Genomic DNA, 16,796 nt, shown 5'->3' with positions numbered 1-16,796 from the left:
GGGGTCATCCTTCGCGTCCCCGGCCGCGGGCCAGCGCCAGGCGGGACGGTTTCGGCAGATCCAGTGGGAGGACCCGGACCGGTGGCCGCGGTGGCGGATCGCCCGGGACGGTGTCGTGGTGGGGGCGGTGCGGTGCCGGGATGGTGGCCCGACCGGCACTGCGTACCGGGTCGCGGACCGGTGCCGGCGGGCGCGGACGCGGCGACACCACCTGGACGGCGGCCAGTGCCGCACCGGCGGCGGCGGTCAGTTGCGAGTCCGGTTCGACCTCGACCGGCACCGGGAGGGCCGCGCTGATCAGCTCGGTGACGAGCGGAACGCGGGTCGAACCTCCCGCCAGCAGGACGCCGTCGAGCTGCGCCGGCGTCAGGTCGGCGCTCCGCACGGCCCGCAGCAGCAGGTCGACGGTGGCCTGCACCAGCGGGCGGATCATGTGCTCGAACTGCGCCCGGGTCACCGGGATCCGTGCCGGGCCGCCCGGCAGGGCCAACACCACGTCGGTCGCCAGGTCGACGGTCAGCACCCGCTTGACCCGGTCACACTCCGCACGCAGCCCGCGCAGCGCGGCCTGGGTGCCGCGACGGGCGGTGCTGGCCAACTCCCGGGCCAGCACCGCACGGGTGTGCCCGGCCAGGGCCTCGTCGAAGTCGGCGCCGCCAACCGAGTCGAGACCCTGGGGCGTGCCGAACGTCTCGTACGTGCCGTGGGCGGTGAGACGCACCAGGGCAGCCTCGAAGCTGTTGCCCCCCAGGGCGTAGACGACGGCAGTGGTGCCCGCGAACCCGCGGGCGGCGTGGCTCTCGGCCACCGTGACCGTGCGCGGCAGCAAGGTCACGTGCCGCAGGCCGAACGCCGACAGGGCCCGGTGCAGCACCTCTCGCCGGTAGGGGCGCCACCCCGCCGGGTGGCTCAGCACGACGGCCTCGGCCGGGCCGCCCTCCAGGGCGTGCACCCGGTCCACCACCCACGCCGCGAGCTCCGCGGTCAGCGTCTGCGGTGTGCACGCCTCGCCACCCAGCAGCAGCGGCACGTCGTCACCGATCCGGTGGACGAAGTCCCGGGTGGTGCGGCTGCCGTCGTCGGTCGCGGGCTCGCCGACGTGCAGCGAGCCGTCCTCGGACAGGCACAGCACCGACGGTACGACAGGGGAGTCGACGTGCAGCGGGACCGCCTCGGGGCGGGTCCACCCCGCGCCGTTTCGCCGTGCGACCGCGGCGGCGGTGTTGGTGCTCCCGATGTCTATCCCCAGGACGTACGCCATCGTCTCTTCTCCCCCCGTGAGTTGGCCGGTCGGTGGCGATGGTGTCGGTGCTCTCGACGACCCACCCCCGGCGAACCCCGCGGGCTCCTACGTTCGTACCAGAGATCAGCCCCTGGTCGGGACCCTAATCTCGCCGGGACGGTTTCCCCCTGTCCCCCTAACGTACGAGGTGGCGGAGTCCCTAGTTCAACCGGGCCGGATGCGGGCTGAGCCCCGATGCCCGGGGTGCGCCCCCGGCCATAGCGTCACTGTCGACGTACGACACCCGCCGACGCCACATCCGAGGAGAACCCGGCACATGGACTCGCACCAGACCCTCCACGACTTCGTGCTCGACCTGCTGACGAACCCGGACGCGCGGTCGGCCTTCGACCTCGACCCCGAGGGCGCGCTGCGGGGCGCGGGGCTCACCGACATCACCGCGGCGGACGTGCAGGACGTCGTGCCGCTGGTCGTCGACTACGCGCCGGGGGCGGGCCTCGCGCCGTTGGCCTCGCCGGTCGGGCAGCTCGGGCTGGACCCGCTGCTCACCGACGCCACAGATGTGGTGGGTCAGTTGCAGAGCGTGGCGCAGCAGATCAGCGTGACGAGTTCCCCCACCGGCGTGGACATCAAGGCGGGCGTGCTCGGCGCCATCGCGGTGGACTCGTCGACGGCGGCCGCCGGGGTCACCGTGCTGCCGGGGATCGGCCTGGGCGTCGGCCCGTCCGGCCTGGACACCGACTTCGCCGGCGTCTCGGATGTGGCATACACCCTCGACGCCGACGTGGTGCAGCCGGTGGACGCGATCGCGGACCCGGTGATCGGCGACGTCACCGGCACCGTCGGTGACGCGAGCGGTCTGCTCGGCGGCACCGACCCGAACCTGATCGGCGGCGACCTGGTCGGTGGCGTCCTCCCCGGCGCCCACGGCCAGATCGGCGGGGTCGTCAGCTCCCTCGGTGTCGACGACACCCTTGGTGGGCTGGGCCTCGGGCACGGCGACGGTGTCGTCGGCGGTGTGGTCCCGCCGCTCGACGTGCAGTCGACGGTGGGCGGCGTGACGCACCAGGTGGACAGCCTCCTCCCCGGTGTCACCGACACGGTCGGTGACGTGACCGGCGGGGCCACCGATGGTGTGCTCGGCGGCGACTCGCACGCCTCGTCCGATCACGGGCTGCTGGGTCTCACCGGCGGCCTGCTCTGACCCGGTTCTCCGGTCGGAGCGGAGGGTCGGATCGTCTCGGGCGATCCGGCCCTCTCCGGTTCCAGTTCCGGAACCTCTTGATAATTGAGCCGAAATCCGCACACTTGGTGCGGTGATGGCCGGGATCTGGTTGGACGTACTGGACGACATCGCCCGCACGTGCAGTGCACACGGTCGTGGCGACCTGCTCCAGACGGTCCGACAGAAGCGTGCCCAACTGCTGGACCCGACGCTGCGCGTCCTGGTCATCGGTGAACCGAACCAGGGCAAGAGCCAGTTGATCAACGCGATCATCAACGCCCCGGCCTGCCCGGTCGGCGACGGCCGTACGACAGTCCTACCGACGGTGGTGCAGCATGCCGAGGCCCCGTCCGCCGCGGTCGCGCAGGCGCCACCCGCCCGCGGCGGGCCCGCCGGCACCGCGCTCGCGGTGGCCGTCGAGCGGACCCCGGTGGCGCTCGACCAGGTCGCCCAGAGCGTGGCCGGCATGGTCGGACGACAGCCGGGCGGCGGTCCCGCGTACGTCGAGATCGGGGTGCCCCGCGCCCTGCTCGGCGCCGGGTTGGTGCTGGTGGACACTCCCGGCACCGACGAGGTCGCCGGCATCGGTGGCGCCGCCTCGGTCGCCGCTCCCGCCCGCGCCGACACCGTGCTGCTGGTCTCCGACTCCACCCGGGACCTGTCGGTCGCCGAACTCAACATGCTGCTGCACGTCGTGCGCTCGCACCACAACGTGGTCGTGGTGCAGAGCAAGACCGATCTGGTGGCGGACTGGCGCGCGGTCGCCGAGCGCAACCGGCAGCACCTGGCCGAAGCCGGCATCCCGGCGACGCTGATCCCGGTCTCGGCGACGTTGCGTCTGCGCGCCGCCGGGGCCGACGACCGGGGCCTCAACGCCGAGTCCGGCTTTCCCGTGCTGATCGCCCGACTACAGCGGGACCTGGCCGGCAAGGCCGACCACCTGGCCAGGGCCTCGGTGCAGACGGTGGCTCGGACGGTGGTGGAGCAGTTGGCCGCGCCGCTGCGCGCCGAGCTGGCGACCCAGGAGGCCGAGGAGCAGTCCGGGCCGATCTCCCGGCTGCACGTCGCACAGCGTGAGGTCGACGAGCTGCGCCGGTGCTCCACCCGCTGGCAGAACACCCTGAGCGACGAGATCGGCGACCTGCTGTCCGACATCGAGTACGACCTGCGCGACCGGACCCGACAGATCCTGCGGACGGTCGACGAGGCGTTCGACACGGCCGATCCGCTCGTCGCCTGGGACACCTTCCAGGACTGGCTGGAGCGGAGCCTGGTGGAGGCCGCGGAGGCCAACCACGAGTGGCTGGTCCAGCGCTGCGACTGGATCGCCCGCCGGGTGGCCGCCAACTTCAACAGGTACGGCTACGACGTGTTGCCGCCCTGGTCGATGACGATGCCGGACGACCTCGGGGAGCGGCTGCCCGAGTTGCAGATGCCGACGATCGACCGGTTCACCGCGAGCCAGAAGCTGTTCACCGGCATGAAGGGCTCCTACGGCGGGATGCTGATGTTCGGTCTGGCGACCACCCTGGCCGGCATGCCGATGATCAACCCGGTCTCGGTGGGGATCGGGGCGCTGTTCGGCGGCAAGAGCATCCGGGACGAGAGCAAGCAGTTGCTCCGTCGCCGGCAGGCGACAGTCAAGACGGCCATCCAGCGACACGTCGACGACTTCTTCGTCCGGATGATCCGCGACTGCCGCGACGCCGCCCGGCAGGTGCAGCGGATGCTGCGGGACCACTTCACGGGCCTGACCGAGGAGCTTCAGGAGGCGATCGTCCAGTCGTTCCGCAGCGCCAAGCAGGAGGCCGACACCGATGCCTCGCTGCGCGAGCAGCGGCAGCGCGAGATCCGGCTGAAGATGACCCGGTTGGCCGCACTCCACGAGCAGGCCCAGCAGTTGACGGGCACGCGTTCCGCCCCGCTGCGGTTGGAGCCGCAGGCATGACGGTGGGGCAGCGCCTCGACGAGGCGGCCTGGGGGTTGCTGCACCAGGCCATCGACCTCTACCAGGACAACCCCCGGGCCGTCGGGCAGTTGCGACACCAGGTCGCCCGTCTGGAGCAACCGCTGCGGATCGCGGTTGCCGGCCCGTGGCGATCGGGCAAGTCGACGGTGCTCAACGCGCTGATGGGGGAGGAGGTCGCGCCGGTCGAGAGGGCGGACGGGGCGTTCACCTGGTACGAGGACGGCGCCGAGCCCCGCGCGACCGCCTATCCGGCCGGTCAGCCGCCGCAGGAGTTGACGGTGGTCAAGTCGGCGACCGGCCTGCGGGTGGATCTCGGCTGGGGCGCGGGGGACGTGCGCGACATCGTGGTGCGGTGGCCGACGCGGGCGCTGCGGCAGGTCACGCTCATCGACACCCCGGCGGTCACCGGTGGCGTCGAGCAGGGGCGGGCGCCGGTGTTGGAGCGGGTGTTACGGGACGCGGACGCGGTGTTGTATCTGACCCGCGACGCGCGCGACAGTGATCTGCGGGTGCTGGAGTCCGGCCGGGACAGCGTGGTCGGGCAGACCGCCCCGGTCAACGTGATCATGGTGCTGTCCCGGGCGGACGAGATCGGCGGAGGTCGGATCGACGGCCTGCTCACCGCCCGTCAGCTCGCTCGTCGGCACTACCGCGATCCACGGGTCGGCGCGCTCAGCGTGAACGTGGTGGCGTGCAGCGGGATGCTCGGCCTGGCCGGCCGGATGCTCGGCGAGTCGGACTTCGCCGCGCTCGCGGCCATCGCCCAGGTGCCCAGGGCGGAGTTGGACGCCCACCTGCTCTCCGCCGACCGCTTCCTGCACGGTGAGCTGCCGGTACGGCTGGAAACCGAGGTGCGCGCCGCACTGCTCGACCGGTTCGGCGTCTTCGGCGTCCGGCTGGCGACCACACTGGTACGCAGCGGGTTCGACAGCCGGGTGAAACTCTCCGCCGAGCTCATTCGGCGCAGCGGTCTCACCGAGCTGCGCGAGTCGGTGACCCGCTGTTTCATCGACCGCGCCGACGCCCTCAAGGCCCGGTCCGCGCTGGCCGCGGTCGAGACGTTGCTGCGGGCCGAGCCCACCCGGGGGTCCGCGGAGCTGGCCGGCGCCATCGAGCGGATCCTCGCGGGTGCGCACGAGTTCCGGGAGCTACGCCTGCTTGTCGCGCTGCGCAGCACCCGGCTCGGCTTCGACACGGAGTTGGCCGCCGAGGCGCAGCGGCTCGTCGGGGGCAACGGGGTGGGCCTCGCGGCCCGACTGGGCGTGGAGCACGAGGCGACGGTGCAGCGACTCTGGGAGGTTGCCGCCGACGCGCAGTGGCGGTGGCGGGACCGGGCCGAGGACCCCCTGCTCCCGCTGGCGCAGCGGCGCGGGGCCCAGGTCGTCGTCCGCAGCTGCGAGGGGATGATCGCCGAACTGGTCGCGGGCGGTCGCTGACGCGCGGTGGGGGCGGCCCGGACGGCCGTCCCCACCGGTGCCCGCGCCGGGCTCAGCGCGGTTGGTACGTCTGGCAGTCGGCGATGTCCTGCCCCGGGCCCACCCGAATGGACGGTGCGTGGCACTCCAACTCGGCGTTGTGTTGGCAGTCGCTGCGCTTGCAGGCGCCGACCTGGGCGATGACGCGGTCCAGTCCGCCCTTGGTCGAGGTGTCGATGAACGTCGCGCAGTTGGCGTTCTGCTGCCCGATGGTGATGGCGAACGCGTGGCAGCCATCGTGGTTGTAGCCGCAGTCGGTGACGGTGCACTCGTGTACCCGCGGCATCTCCAGCATGTCGGTCATCAGCGATCTCGCTTCCGTCGGTGTGCCTGGCAAGCTCAGTACCCGGCTTCGACGGGACAACTCCCTATCAGGTGGTTCTTTCGGGGATATTTTGCATAGGCGAGCCTTCCCTAATCGCCCTGATCAGTGCCGGTCAGTCAGCGAGGACGTCGGCTTCGGCAGCCGTGCGCCTGACGGAGCAGCGCCTCGATCTGGTCGCCGAGTTGGTCGGGATGCCACACCGGCGCCCCGAACCGCAGCCGGACGTCCCGGTCGCCCCGGGCCAACTCCAGCCGGAGCACGACGCCGTGCCGGTCCAGGCGGACCGGTCGGACCTGGCGGACACCCTGCAGGTGGTGGGCAGGTAGGAGCCGGCACAGTCGGTCGACGGTCTGCGGGTGATGGTGGTCGAGGTGACACAGCAGGTCGGCCTCGGCGGCGGCCAGTGGGTCGGGCCGGGCGGCCACGAAGGCGTCCGGGTCGACGGAGGTGGTGCGGCCGTCGGCGGTCAGTTCGGCGGTGGCGAGGTCGAGGATCGTCACCAGCTCCTGATCACTGTCGGTCGGGACGGTCTCGGCCGCCAGCCAGCCGGTGAGCGTGCCGCGCCCGCGGACCCGGTTGCGGACCGGGGTGGGCGCCAGGTCGGTCACCTCGACCATCGCCACTGTCTCCCGCTGCTGCGCGAGGTGGTGGGTCAGGTGGCAGCCGGCCGGTAGGTCGATCCGCAGCCGCCCGTCGCCGGTCACCACGTGTCGTCCGGCGACGTACGCCTCGATCCCGGGGATGCGCAGGGTGAGGGAGTCGGCGGCGGCGAGCATCGAGCGGAGTCGGACGCCCGCGTCGTCGGTGGTGTCCGTGCTGGTCGAGGGGTTGCTCACGGCGATCATCTCCTAATAAGGTTAGCCTTACCTTACTAGAGAGGTGACTGATGAATCAGACCCGTCCCAAGGTCAGGCGTTCCCGCGCTCTGGGCATCGCGCTGACCCCGAAGTGCGTGCGCTACTTCGAACGCCGACCGTTCCCGCCCGGCCAGCACGGCCGGGCTCGACGCACCACCAGCGACTACAAGGTCCGACTGCTGGAGAAGCAGCGCCTCAAGGCGCAGTACGACCTGCACGAGGGGCAGCTTCGGCGCGCGTTCGACCGGGCGGTGCGCCGCTCGGGCAAGACCGGCGAGGAGTTGATCGTCGAGTTGGAGAGCCGGTTGGACGCGCTGGTGCTGCGCGCCGGGTTCGCCCGCACCATCTACCAGGCCCGTCAGGTGGTCACCCACCAGCACGTCACAGTGAACGGCCGACGCGTGGACCGTCCGTCCGCGCGGCTGCGGCCCGGCGACGTCATCGCCGTGGCGGAACGCAGCCGGGGCAAGGCGCCGTTCGTCGTCGCGGCGGCGGGCGCGCACGCCTCGGAACGTCCGGCCCCCTACCTCGAGGTCAGCCTGTCGGGCCTGACGGCGCGGCTGACCCGGCTGCCGCAGCGCTCGGAGGTCCCGGTCGTCTGCGACGAGCAACTCGTCGTCGAGTACTACTCGCGCTGACGTCCGGCGACTGGCCGTCGGGAGGGGCCCCGAGCGCGGCGGGGCCCCGCCCGCGGGCCGGAAAACGGTTATCTGATCTTGCTTCGGGCAGTCGCGCCTGACCTGCGGAGATAACGCTCTCACGGATGGTGGAAGAGTGCTTGACGCGCCGGGATCCGGCCGCAACGATGCATGCACATACCTCACTCCACCACCAGGCGTGATCGGCGCACGCCGTCCTCGCACCGCGAAAGGACAACCGTGCGCAGATCCCTGAGATCGTGGTTCGGCGTCGCGCTGAGCGCGATCCTCGTGGCCGGCGGCATCGTCGCCGTGCCACCCGCGGCCAGCGCCGCGCCGTTCACCGTGCTGGTGTTCAGCAAGACCGCCGGCTTCCGGCACGGGTCCATCACCCCGGGCATCGCCGCCATCCAGCAACTCGGTGCCGCCAACGGCTTCACCGTCGAGGCCACCGAGGACGCCGCCCAGTTCACCGACGCCAACCTGGACCGGTTCGCCGCGGTCATCTGGCTGTCCACCACCGGCGACGTGCTCAACGCCGCCCAGCAGGCCGCGTTCGAGCGCTACATCACCGGCGGGGGCGGCTACGTAGGCGTGCACGCCGCCTCGGACACCGAGTACGACTGGCCCTGGTACGGCGGGCTGGTCGGGGCGTACTTCGCCGCGCACCCGGCCGAGCAGACCGCCACCGTCAAGGTCGCCGACCAGGTGCACCCGTCCACCGCGACGCTGCCACAGCGGTGGAGCCGGTTCGACGAGCTGTACAACTACCGCACCAACCCCCGGGGCACCGCGCACGTGCTGGCCACGCTGGACGAGAGCACCTACACCGGCGGGAGCATGGGTGCCGACCACCCGATCTCCTGGTGCCAGAACTACTCCGGCGGTCGAGCCTGGTACACGGGCCTGGGGCACACCGACGCGTCGTACACCGAGGCGGCCTTCCGGCAACACCTGCTCGGCGGCATCCAGACCGCCGCCGGGGCGGTCGACGCCGACTGCGGCCCCACCGTCACCAGCAGCTTCCAACAGGTGGAGCTGGCCAGGGGCGCGGCCGAGACCGGTGAACCGATGAGCCTCACCGTCCTGCCCGACCGGGGTGTGCTGCACACCTCCCGCGACGGCGTGATCCGACACACCGACGCCGCCGGCAACACCAAGGTCGCCGCCACCCTGCCGGTCTACACCGGAGACGAGGAGGGCCTACAGGGCATCAAGGCCGATCCGAACTTCGCCACCAACCGCTGGGTGTACGCCTACTTCGCCCCGCCACTGAGCACCCCCGGCGGCGGTGCGCCGGCCACCGGCACCCCGGCCGACTTCGCCGTCTGGGACGGCGTCAACCGGCTGGCCCGGTTCACCGTGAACGCGGACAACACCATCAACCTGGCCAGCGAGACGCTGATCCTCAACGTGCCGACCAGCCGGGGCATGTGCTGCCACGTCGGCGGTGACATGGACTTCGACGCGGCCGGCAACCTCTACCTGTCCACCGGTGACGACACCAACCCGTTCGACTCGGCCGGCTTCACCCCGATCGACGAGCGGGCCGGGCGCAACCCGGCGTTCGACGCGCAGCGCACCTCGGCCAACAGCAACGACCTGCGCGGCAAGGTGCTGCGGATCAAGCCGAGCGCGGCCGGCGGCTACACCATTCCGGCCGGCAACATGTTCGCCCCGGGCACCGCGCGGACCCGACCGGAGGTCTACGCGATGGGCTTCCGCAACCCGTTCCGGATGAGCGTGGACAAGGCCACCGGCGTCGTCTACCTCGGTGACTACGGCCCCGACGCGGGCACCGCCGACCCGAACCGGGGGCCCGCGGGCAACGTGGAGTTCGCCCGCATCGACCGGCCCGGCTTCTACGGCTGGCCGTACTGCACCGCCCGCAACGACGCGTACAACGACTACACCTTCCCGTCCGGGCCGTCCGGGGCGAAGTTCAACTGCGCGGACGGGCCGGTCAACAACTCGCCGAACAACTCAGGCATCGCCCAACTGCCGCCGGCCATCCCGGCCTGGTTGCCGTACGGTGGCTCCGGCTCGCCCCCGGAGTTCACCGGCGGCGGCCTGTCGCCGATGGGCGGCCCGGTCTACCGGTACGACCCGAACAACACCTCGCCCGTGGCGTTCCCCGAGTACTACGACGGGACCTACTTCGCCGGTGAGTTCGGCCGTCGCTGGATCAAGAACATCAAGCTCGACGCGTCCGGCCAACCACTGAAGATCAACCCGTTCCCGTGGACCGGCACCCAGGTCATGGACCTGGAGTTCGGGCCGGACGGCGCGCTCTACGTCCTCGACTACGGCACCGGCTGGTTCAACGGCGACGCCAACTCGGCGCTCTACCGCATCGAGTACGCCCGCGAGGGCCGAGCGCCCGTCGCCAAGGTGTCCGCCACCCCGACCAGCGGCACCGCGCCGCTGACCGTGGCCTTCTCCTCGGCCGGCACCCTCGACCCGGACGGTGACCCGTTCACCTACGCCTGGGACTTCGACAACAACGGCACCACCGACTCGACAGCCGCGAACCCGAGCTTCACGTACACCACGAACGGGACCCGCAGCCCCACGCTCACGGTCCGGGACAGCACCGGCAAGACGGCCACCGCGAGCCTCGTCGTCACCGTCGGCAACAGTGCCCCGGTCGTCACCGTGAACACGCCGTTGAACGGGCAGACCTTCAGCTTCGGGGACGCGGTGCCGTTCAGCGTGACAGTCACCGATGCCCAGGACGGTGCGATCAACTGCGCCCGGGTCAAGGTGAACTACGTGCTCGGCCACGACTCGCACGGCCACCAACTCGGCAGCGCGCAGGGCTGCACGGGGGTCATCCAGACCTCGGCCGACGGTGAGCACGACACCGCGGCGAACATCTTCGGCATCATCGACGCCGAGTACACCGACCTGGGCGGCGGCGGCCAACCGGCGCTGACCACGCACACCCAGGCGGTGCTGCAACCCCGGGTACGGCAGGCCGAGCACTTCGGTGACTCGTCCGGCGTCCAGATCGTCGCCGGGGCGGCCGGACACGGCGGCGCGGCGGTCGGCTACGTCGACAACAACGACTGGATCTCGTTCCGCCCGTACAACCTGACCGGCGTCCAGTCGTTCAGCGCCCGGGTCGGCGCACCGGCCGGCGGGGGCGGCACCCTCGAACTGCGGGTCGACTCACCCACCGGCCCGCTGGTCGGCTCGGCCACCGTCGTGCCCACCGGCGGGTACGCCACCTTCGCCACGGTCACCGGCGGGGTCGCCGCCCCCACCGGCACCCGGACCCTGTTCCTGGTCTTCAAGGGCACCGGCCCGTACTTCGACATCGACGAGTTCACCCTCTCCGGCAGCCCCGGAGAACCCGGCCCGGACCCCGAGCCGGGTGCCAACCTGGCTCGCGGCAAACCGGCCCGCGCGTCCAGTTTCGAGGGCGCGTACACCGCGGCGAACGCGTTCGACGGCGCGACCGGCACCCGCTGGGGCAGCGCATTCGGTGACCCGCAGTGGATCGACGTGGACCTGGGTGCCTCGTACGCCATCAACCGGGTCAAGCTGACCTGGGAGGCGGCGTACGGCAGCGGGTACCAGATCCAGACCTCACCGGACGGTGTCACCTTCACCACGATCCGGACGGTAACCGGCGGCGACGGCGGCGTGGACGACCTGACCGGGCTGACCGGCTCCGGCCGCTACATCCGCCTGCTGGGCACCACCCGGGGCACCGCCTGGGGCTACTCGCTGTTCGAGTTCGAGGTGTACGGCAGCACGGGCGGCCCGACCGGCGGCAACCTGCTGCTGAACAAACCCACGTCGACGTCCAGCACCGAGGGCGCCGACGTGTCCGGTGCCCAGGCGGTCGACGGCAGCCTCACCACCCGCTGGTCGAGCACGTTCTCCGACCCGCAGTGGATCCGGGTGGACCTCGGCAGCCCCACCGCGATCGGACGGGTCAAACTGAGCTGGGAGGCGGCCTACAGCAGCGCGTACCAGATCCAGACCTCGAACGACGGCACCACCTGGACCACCGCGAAGACGGTGACCGGGGCCGACGGTGGCGTGGACGAGCACACCGGGCTCGGCGCCAACGGTCGCTACCTGCGGATCCACGGCACCGCCCGGGGCACCGGCTACGGCCATTCGCTCTGGGAGGTCGAGGCGTACACCAGCTGAACCACCACCCGGGTCCGCCCCCACCCTCGACCGGGCGGTGGGGGCGGACTCCCCTCGATCATGTGATGCCCAGTAGTTCAGATGGCCTCCTGACAACTACTTCTCATCACCTGATCATGGTGCGGCCCCGCGCGGCGTCGGCCCCGGCGGCCGGCTGGTCTTCAACCGGTCGCTGGCCCACCGCAGCTCCGTGCACCCGTCCGGCCGGCAGCGCCGGCACGATCCGTGCGCCTGGTGCTGCGCGACGGTCTGCCGGGCCAGCATCGGTACCCACACTGACCGGGGCAACTCCCGCTCGATCACCCGCGGTGCGTCTTGAGTGTGTCCCGCGCCCAAGTCAACATCTCGCACCCGTTGTCCCGGCACTGCGCGCGGCGGCTCGGTGACTCGTGATGCTGGGTGATCGCCCGTTGCGCAGTCCAGATGACTAGCGCTGGCGTTACGGGTCCGTCGTCCATGGCCACGGCTCCACCTTGAGGAACAGGCAGGTCCGGCCACCGATCCCCGATCAGGTGCGGGGGTCCGACCTTCTGTTGTGCCGCTGACCCCTTCTCCACCATGTCCGTGGGCCAGTCGCAGATGTAGGACAGGCTCAGTGAAAGTGATGCCGTACCGTCGCCGAGGTGGGTCTGCTGTTGGCGCTGCGCCCCCCGCAGCCGCGTCCGAAGAGCCTGCGTCGTGCTACCCGGACGCAGCGGCGTGAACGCCACCGTGCTGACGCCGAAGAGTGGGCCAATGCGGAGGAATGCGGCTTGCTGCTCGACGTGCCCGTCGAGGAGCTACTGCCGTTGATGAACGCGGCCGGGGGTAACCGACTGCCGATCTTGGGACAGCTGGACCCATGGTCAGATGGCGTACTCAGTCGTGAGGATCTGCCGCAGCTCGACGTCGAAGTCGACCGTCTCGAGGCGACGGCAGATGACGACATGGAACGCGGGCTGGTGGCGGCGCTACGGGCATTGCTGGCGAGGTGGCGCGACGAGCCTGGCTTGATGCTCCACTGGTACGGAGACTGATTCCGTTCGGCGGCCCGCCAGCGGTCAACGCAAGGTGCGTCGTCGCGCACGCCGATCCCGATGGCGATGAGATCCGTCGTGGATCGGGCTGTCCGCCCCTGGGTTAAGAGGCGGCGCCGTGCCCGGACCCAGGTCCGGGCACGCCTTCGGCAGCCCGAAGCGGCATCGAGCAGGGGAGCGGTCCCGGGACAGGTCCCTTCAGGGCGGGCAGTCGGACGCAGTCACGGCCTACTGCGCCTCGGTGGTAGGCGTAGAAACCCTCACGTGTACATCCAGCTCAGTCGTCGGCGACGGCCACCGGTTCCGAGCCGATGCAGCGCACCTTCAACTCGTACTCGCGGGTCGGCCCCGCGAACGTGACCTCGACGTCGTCGTCCGGGCCCCGGTCCACGTCCCGGACCCGGTAGCCCTGGGCGGGCGCCCAGGAGACGAGGCGTACACCGTCGGGGCCGCACTCGGCCACGGCCGTGCCGCCGTCGGTGGCAAACCCGCGACGGGCCCCGGAGTTGGCGCTCGGCGCAGGGCTCGTCGTGCCCGGCCTGGGTGCGGCGGTGCCCGTCGTGCCGGTGGACACCGGCTCCGGCGAGGCGAGCGCCCGTTCGATCTCCGCCTCGCTGCGTACTCCGCCCGGAGTGCCGGTGATGCTCTCCCCGACTAACCGGATCGCACCCAGCCCGATCAGGGTGGCCACGGCGACCGTGGCCACCCACCCGGCGGCGACGAGGACCGAACGACGGCTCATGCCCCGACTATCCCCGATCCAGGGTGTTGTCGGCACCTGTGAACCCTCGACCGGTGAACGTCACGACCAGTCCGCGCTCGGGCAGCAGACGCATCGCCGACCGGACCCACGAGCCATGCCGTCAAGCCGGCCGATCGAGCGTGTCGCCAGTGGTGCTGGCCTGCCAGGCTGTCTCCATGGCGAACGGTGGATCCCTGGCGGTCGTGCTGTCAATCGGAGCCCTCGTTGTGGCGGGAGCGAGCCTGCTGGTGTCGGTGCTGACCTACCGACGGGGTGGCGCGCGTGTGAGGGCCTACGTCCACACCGCCCATCGAAAGCTGAAGAGCGGGCGTGAGGTCGGCGTCCTGGCGGCCACGATCATCAACGAGGGATACGGCGCAGTGCAGCTACGCGGGGCTTCCTTTGGCTTCATCGGCCGGCCGTGGCCCAAGTTCATGATGGAAGGCACGGATGGCCCCGACTTCCCTATCAAGCTTGAAGGGCATCACGCCGAAACGGTATGGGTACCCATCGCCAGCTGCCTCCGCGAGATGGATCACCATCGAGTGACCGAGTTTCCATTTCAGGTCGTCTTCGCGCTGGGCTCCGGCCGGGCGGTTTTCAGCACCAACCGATGCACTATCCCGCTCTGGATGATCCGCGAAGCGCTCCTCGATGTCAGAACCTTGGCGGAAGACGAGATGGATTTGTCCGACAGATGGGATGCGATTCGATACGCCGAACTTGACGCTTGGCTCAAGGACATGCTCGACAGGCACAAGCCCCCGCCGTCACTGGGACCGTGGTCTATCGCTGGCCCCGGGCACCCATCGCCAATTCCGCCCGCAGCCGATTCCGGACGGACCGGGGAATCGGCTGCGGGCTGAAGATCGGCTGGCGGTCGAGCGGCCAGCCGTTGTAGTCCGCGTAGAGCGTTGGCCGCCCCACGACGGGCATCGGCCGTACTGGCGGCCGTGGTCCCGCGCGAGCGCCTCCGGCCGCTGCTCTCCCAGCCCGGCATCGATGATCGCCCGCATGGCCTCTTCGCTGCCGCGTCACCCTCGCCACCGAAGGGCCGGGACACGGCTCGGGCCGCTTCGTCGACCGGCACGGCGAGATCGCGTGGTCCTAGGCGGTGAGCCGCTAGCCTGCCAGGTGTGCCGCGTCTACTGCTCATCGAGGACGACCTGACGATCCGTACGCCGCTGATCCGGGCGTTGCGGGAACGCGGGCACGCGGTGGCCGCCGCCTCGACCGCGATGGCCGGTCTCCGCGACGCCCTGGAGGACCGGCCCGACCTCGTCGTGCTCGACCTGGGCCTGCCCGACCTGGACGGCCGCGAGTTGCTGCGGATGCTGCGCGCGGTCAGCTCGGTGCCGGTCATCGTGGCCACCGCCCGCGACGACGAGGCGGAGATCGTCCGGGTGCTCGACGCGGGTGCCGACGACTACCTGGTCAAGCCGTTCACCGCCGCGCAGCTCGACGCCCGCGCACGGGCGGTGCTCCGGCGGGGCCCGGCCGGCGCGGACGGGCAGGACCCGTCGCTCGTCGTGGGCGGGCTGCGCGTCGACCCGCGGTCCCGGCAGGTCACCCTGGACGGGACGGCTGTCGAGTTGACGCCGCGCGAGTTCGACCTGCTGCACCACCTGGCCGGCCGCCCGGGCCAGGTGGTGACCAAACGGGAGCTGCTCACCGAGGTCTGGCAGATCCCGTACGGCGGCGCCGACAAGACCGTCGACGTGCACCTGTCCTGGCTGCGCCGCAAGCTGGGGGAGAACGCCCAACAGCCGCGCTACCTGCACACCGTGCGCGGGGTCGGTGTGCGTCTCGAGGCACCGGCGGCGCAGCCGTGAGGGTCCGGCTCGCGCTGCTCGTCGCCGCGGTCAGCGTGCTCACCCTCATCGCCTTCCTGGTGCCGCTGGCGCTGCTGGTCCGCACCGTCGCGGAGGACCGGGCCACCGTCGCGGCCACCGCCGACGCGCAGAGCCTGGTGCCGGTGGTCGGCACCGCCGACGGGGCGACGATCCGGCTCACCGTCGAGCAACTCGCCGCGGAATCCGGGCGACCGGTGAGCGTCTTCCTGCCGGACGGGTCGGTGCTCGGCGCGCAGACCCCCCGTACGCCGGCGGTGGCCCTGGCCGCGCGCGGGCAGAGCCTCACCGGGGAGTCGGCGGCCGGCCGGGAGGTGGTCATCGCCGTGCAGGGTCGGGCGGACGGGACCGGGGTGATCCGGATCGTGGTGCCGCGTGACGAGTTGACCGCCGGGGTCACCCGGGCCTGGTTGGTGCTGGCCCTGCTCGGTGTGCTGCTGGTGCTGATCGGTCTGTTGGTCGCCGACCGGCTGGCCCGCACTCTGGTCCGGCCGATCAGCGACCTCTCCGCCGTGTCGCACCGGCTGGCCAACGCCGAGCTGGACGCCCGGGTCACCCCGGCCGGCCCGGCCGAGCTGCGCGAGGTGGCCGGTGCGCTCAACCACCTCGCCACCCGCATCCAGGTGCTCCTGGTGCAGGAACGCGAACAGGTCGCCGACCTGTCGCACCGGTTGCGTACCCCGTTGACGGCGTTGCGGCTGGAGGCGGAGTCGTTGCGCGACCCGGAGGACGCCACCCGGATCACCGCCGCGGCCGACGGTCTCGAACGCGCGGTCACCGGGCTGATCCGGCAGGCCCGGTGGCGTCACTCACCGACGGCACGGCCGGCCGCCTCGGACGCGGCGGCGATCGTCGCCGACCGGGTCGCGTTCTGGTCGGTGCTGGCCGAGGACACCGGCCGGGCCGTCACCCTCGACCTGGTTCCCGGCCCGCTGCCGGTGGGTGTGCCCGCCGACGACCTGACGGCGGCCGTGGACGCCCTGCTCGGCAACGTCTTCGCGCACACCCCGGACGGGACGCCGTTCGCCGTCCACCTCGGCCGCGACGCGGGGGAGGTGGTCCTCACCGTCGCCGACGAGGGGCCGGGGATGCCGGTCGGGGCGGTCCGGCGGGGCGCCAGCGCGGCCGGGTCGACGGGCCTCGGCCTGGACATCGCCCGACGCGCCGCGCAGGCCGGCGGCGGTCGCCTGGAGTTGCACACCGGCCCGATGGGCGGGGCGCGGGTGCTGCTGCGGCTCGGCCCACCGACGTCGCAGCGGGAGGCATAGGCGCTGCGGCGTCGCAGCGGGAGG

13 protein-coding genes are annotated in these 16,796 nt (G+C 71.6%); 9 read left to right on the top strand and 4 right to left on the bottom strand.

Annotated features, from left to right (window positions below):
* Positions 1-4: 4 nt before the first annotated feature.
* Positions 5-1,261, bottom strand: a complete 1,257-nt coding sequence (locus tag ACGFIQ_RS08400; protein ID WP_393241206.1) for an Hsp70 family protein — start codon at positions 1,259-1,261, stop codon at positions 5-7.
* 298 nt (positions 1,262-1,559) lie between these two features.
* Between ACGFIQ_RS08400 and ACGFIQ_RS08395 the strand changes: the two genes are divergently transcribed.
* From ACGFIQ_RS08395 to ACGFIQ_RS08385, 3 genes are all read left to right on the top strand, one after another.
* Complete coding sequence (locus ACGFIQ_RS08395; protein WP_393241203.1) at positions 1,560-2,447, top strand: IniB N-terminal domain-containing protein; 888 nt, start codon at positions 1,560-1,562, stop codon at positions 2,445-2,447.
* A gap of 115 nt (positions 2,448-2,562) precedes the next feature.
* Complete coding sequence (locus ACGFIQ_RS08390; protein WP_393242156.1) at positions 2,563-4,416, top strand: dynamin family protein; 1,854 nt, start codon at positions 2,563-2,565, stop codon at positions 4,414-4,416.
* Complete coding sequence (locus ACGFIQ_RS08385; protein WP_393241201.1) at positions 4,413-5,873, top strand: hypothetical protein; 1,461 nt, start codon at positions 4,413-4,415, stop codon at positions 5,871-5,873. Before ACGFIQ_RS08390 ends, ACGFIQ_RS08385 begins: the two co-directional genes overlap by 4 nt.
* A 52-nt stretch (positions 5,874-5,925) precedes the next feature.
* Here the strand turns inward: ACGFIQ_RS08385 and ACGFIQ_RS08380 are convergent, their stop codons facing one another.
* Positions 5,926-6,216: a DUF1540 domain-containing protein gene (locus ACGFIQ_RS08380; RefSeq protein ID WP_393241198.1), complete on the bottom strand. Its 291-nt coding sequence runs from the start codon at positions 6,214-6,216 to the stop codon at positions 5,926-5,928.
* A 137-nt stretch (positions 6,217-6,353) separates the two neighbouring features.
* Entirely contained in the window at positions 6,354-7,082 is a 729-nt protein-coding gene (locus ACGFIQ_RS08375; RefSeq protein WP_393241195.1) for a DUF2470 domain-containing protein, read from the bottom strand.
* A gap of 41 nt (positions 7,083-7,123) precedes the next feature.
* On the opposite strand from ACGFIQ_RS08375, the gene rpsD reads away from it, so the two are divergent.
* The 3 genes from rpsD (at position 7,124) to ACGFIQ_RS08360 (ending at position 12,912) form a co-directional block, all read left to right on the top strand.
* Positions 7,124-7,732 (top strand): 30S ribosomal protein S4, encoded by a 609-nt coding sequence (gene rpsD / locus ACGFIQ_RS08370; protein ID WP_357064267.1) that lies wholly within the window; start codon positions 7,124-7,126, stop codon positions 7,730-7,732.
* Between the two features lie 240 nt (positions 7,733-7,972).
* Positions 7,973-11,896 carry a ThuA domain-containing protein gene (locus ACGFIQ_RS08365; protein ID WP_393241192.1) on the top strand — a complete coding sequence of 1,308 codons (3,924 nt, stop codon included), beginning with the start codon at positions 7,973-7,975 and terminating at the stop codon, positions 11,894-11,896.
* Positions 11,897-12,519: 623 nt separating this feature from the next.
* Positions 12,520-12,912, top strand: coding sequence for a hypothetical protein (locus ACGFIQ_RS08360; protein WP_393241189.1), 393 nt, complete (start codon positions 12,520-12,522; stop codon positions 12,910-12,912).
* A gap of 277 nt (positions 12,913-13,189) precedes the next feature.
* On the opposite strand, the gene ACGFIQ_RS08355 is transcribed toward ACGFIQ_RS08360, so the two are convergent.
* Positions 13,190-13,654, bottom strand: coding sequence for a septum formation initiator (locus tag ACGFIQ_RS08355; RefSeq protein WP_393241187.1), 465 nt, complete (start codon positions 13,652-13,654; stop codon positions 13,190-13,192).
* 53 nt (positions 13,655-13,707) lie between these two features.
* Here ACGFIQ_RS08355 and ACGFIQ_RS08350 point away from each other — a divergent pair, with 53 nt between their 5' ends.
* The 3 genes from ACGFIQ_RS08350 (at position 13,708) to ACGFIQ_RS08340 (ending at position 16,772) form a co-directional block, all read left to right on the top strand.
* Positions 13,708-14,520 (top strand): hypothetical protein, encoded by an 813-nt coding sequence (locus ACGFIQ_RS08350; RefSeq protein WP_393241184.1) that lies wholly within the window; start codon positions 13,708-13,710, stop codon positions 14,518-14,520.
* Positions 14,521-14,790: 270 nt separating this feature from the next.
* The gene (locus ACGFIQ_RS08345) at positions 14,791-15,486 is read left to right on the top strand and encodes a response regulator transcription factor (RefSeq protein ID WP_393241181.1); all 696 of its coding nucleotides are present in this window, start codon (positions 14,791-14,793) and stop codon (positions 15,484-15,486) included.
* Positions 15,483-16,772: an ATP-binding protein gene (locus tag ACGFIQ_RS08340; protein WP_393241178.1), complete on the top strand. Its 1,290-nt coding sequence runs from the start codon at positions 15,483-15,485 to the stop codon at positions 16,770-16,772. Before ACGFIQ_RS08345 ends, ACGFIQ_RS08340 begins: the two co-directional genes overlap by 4 nt.
* Positions 16,773-16,796: the final 24 nt, after the last annotated feature.

The sequence above is a fragment of the Micromonospora sp. NPDC048898 genome (assembly GCF_043198035.1).
Lineage (GTDB): Bacteria > Actinomycetota > Actinomycetes > Mycobacteriales > Micromonosporaceae > Micromonospora.
The sequence above is the reverse complement of the archived record's forward strand: the minus strand, read 5'-3'. Positions and strand labels throughout refer to the sequence as shown.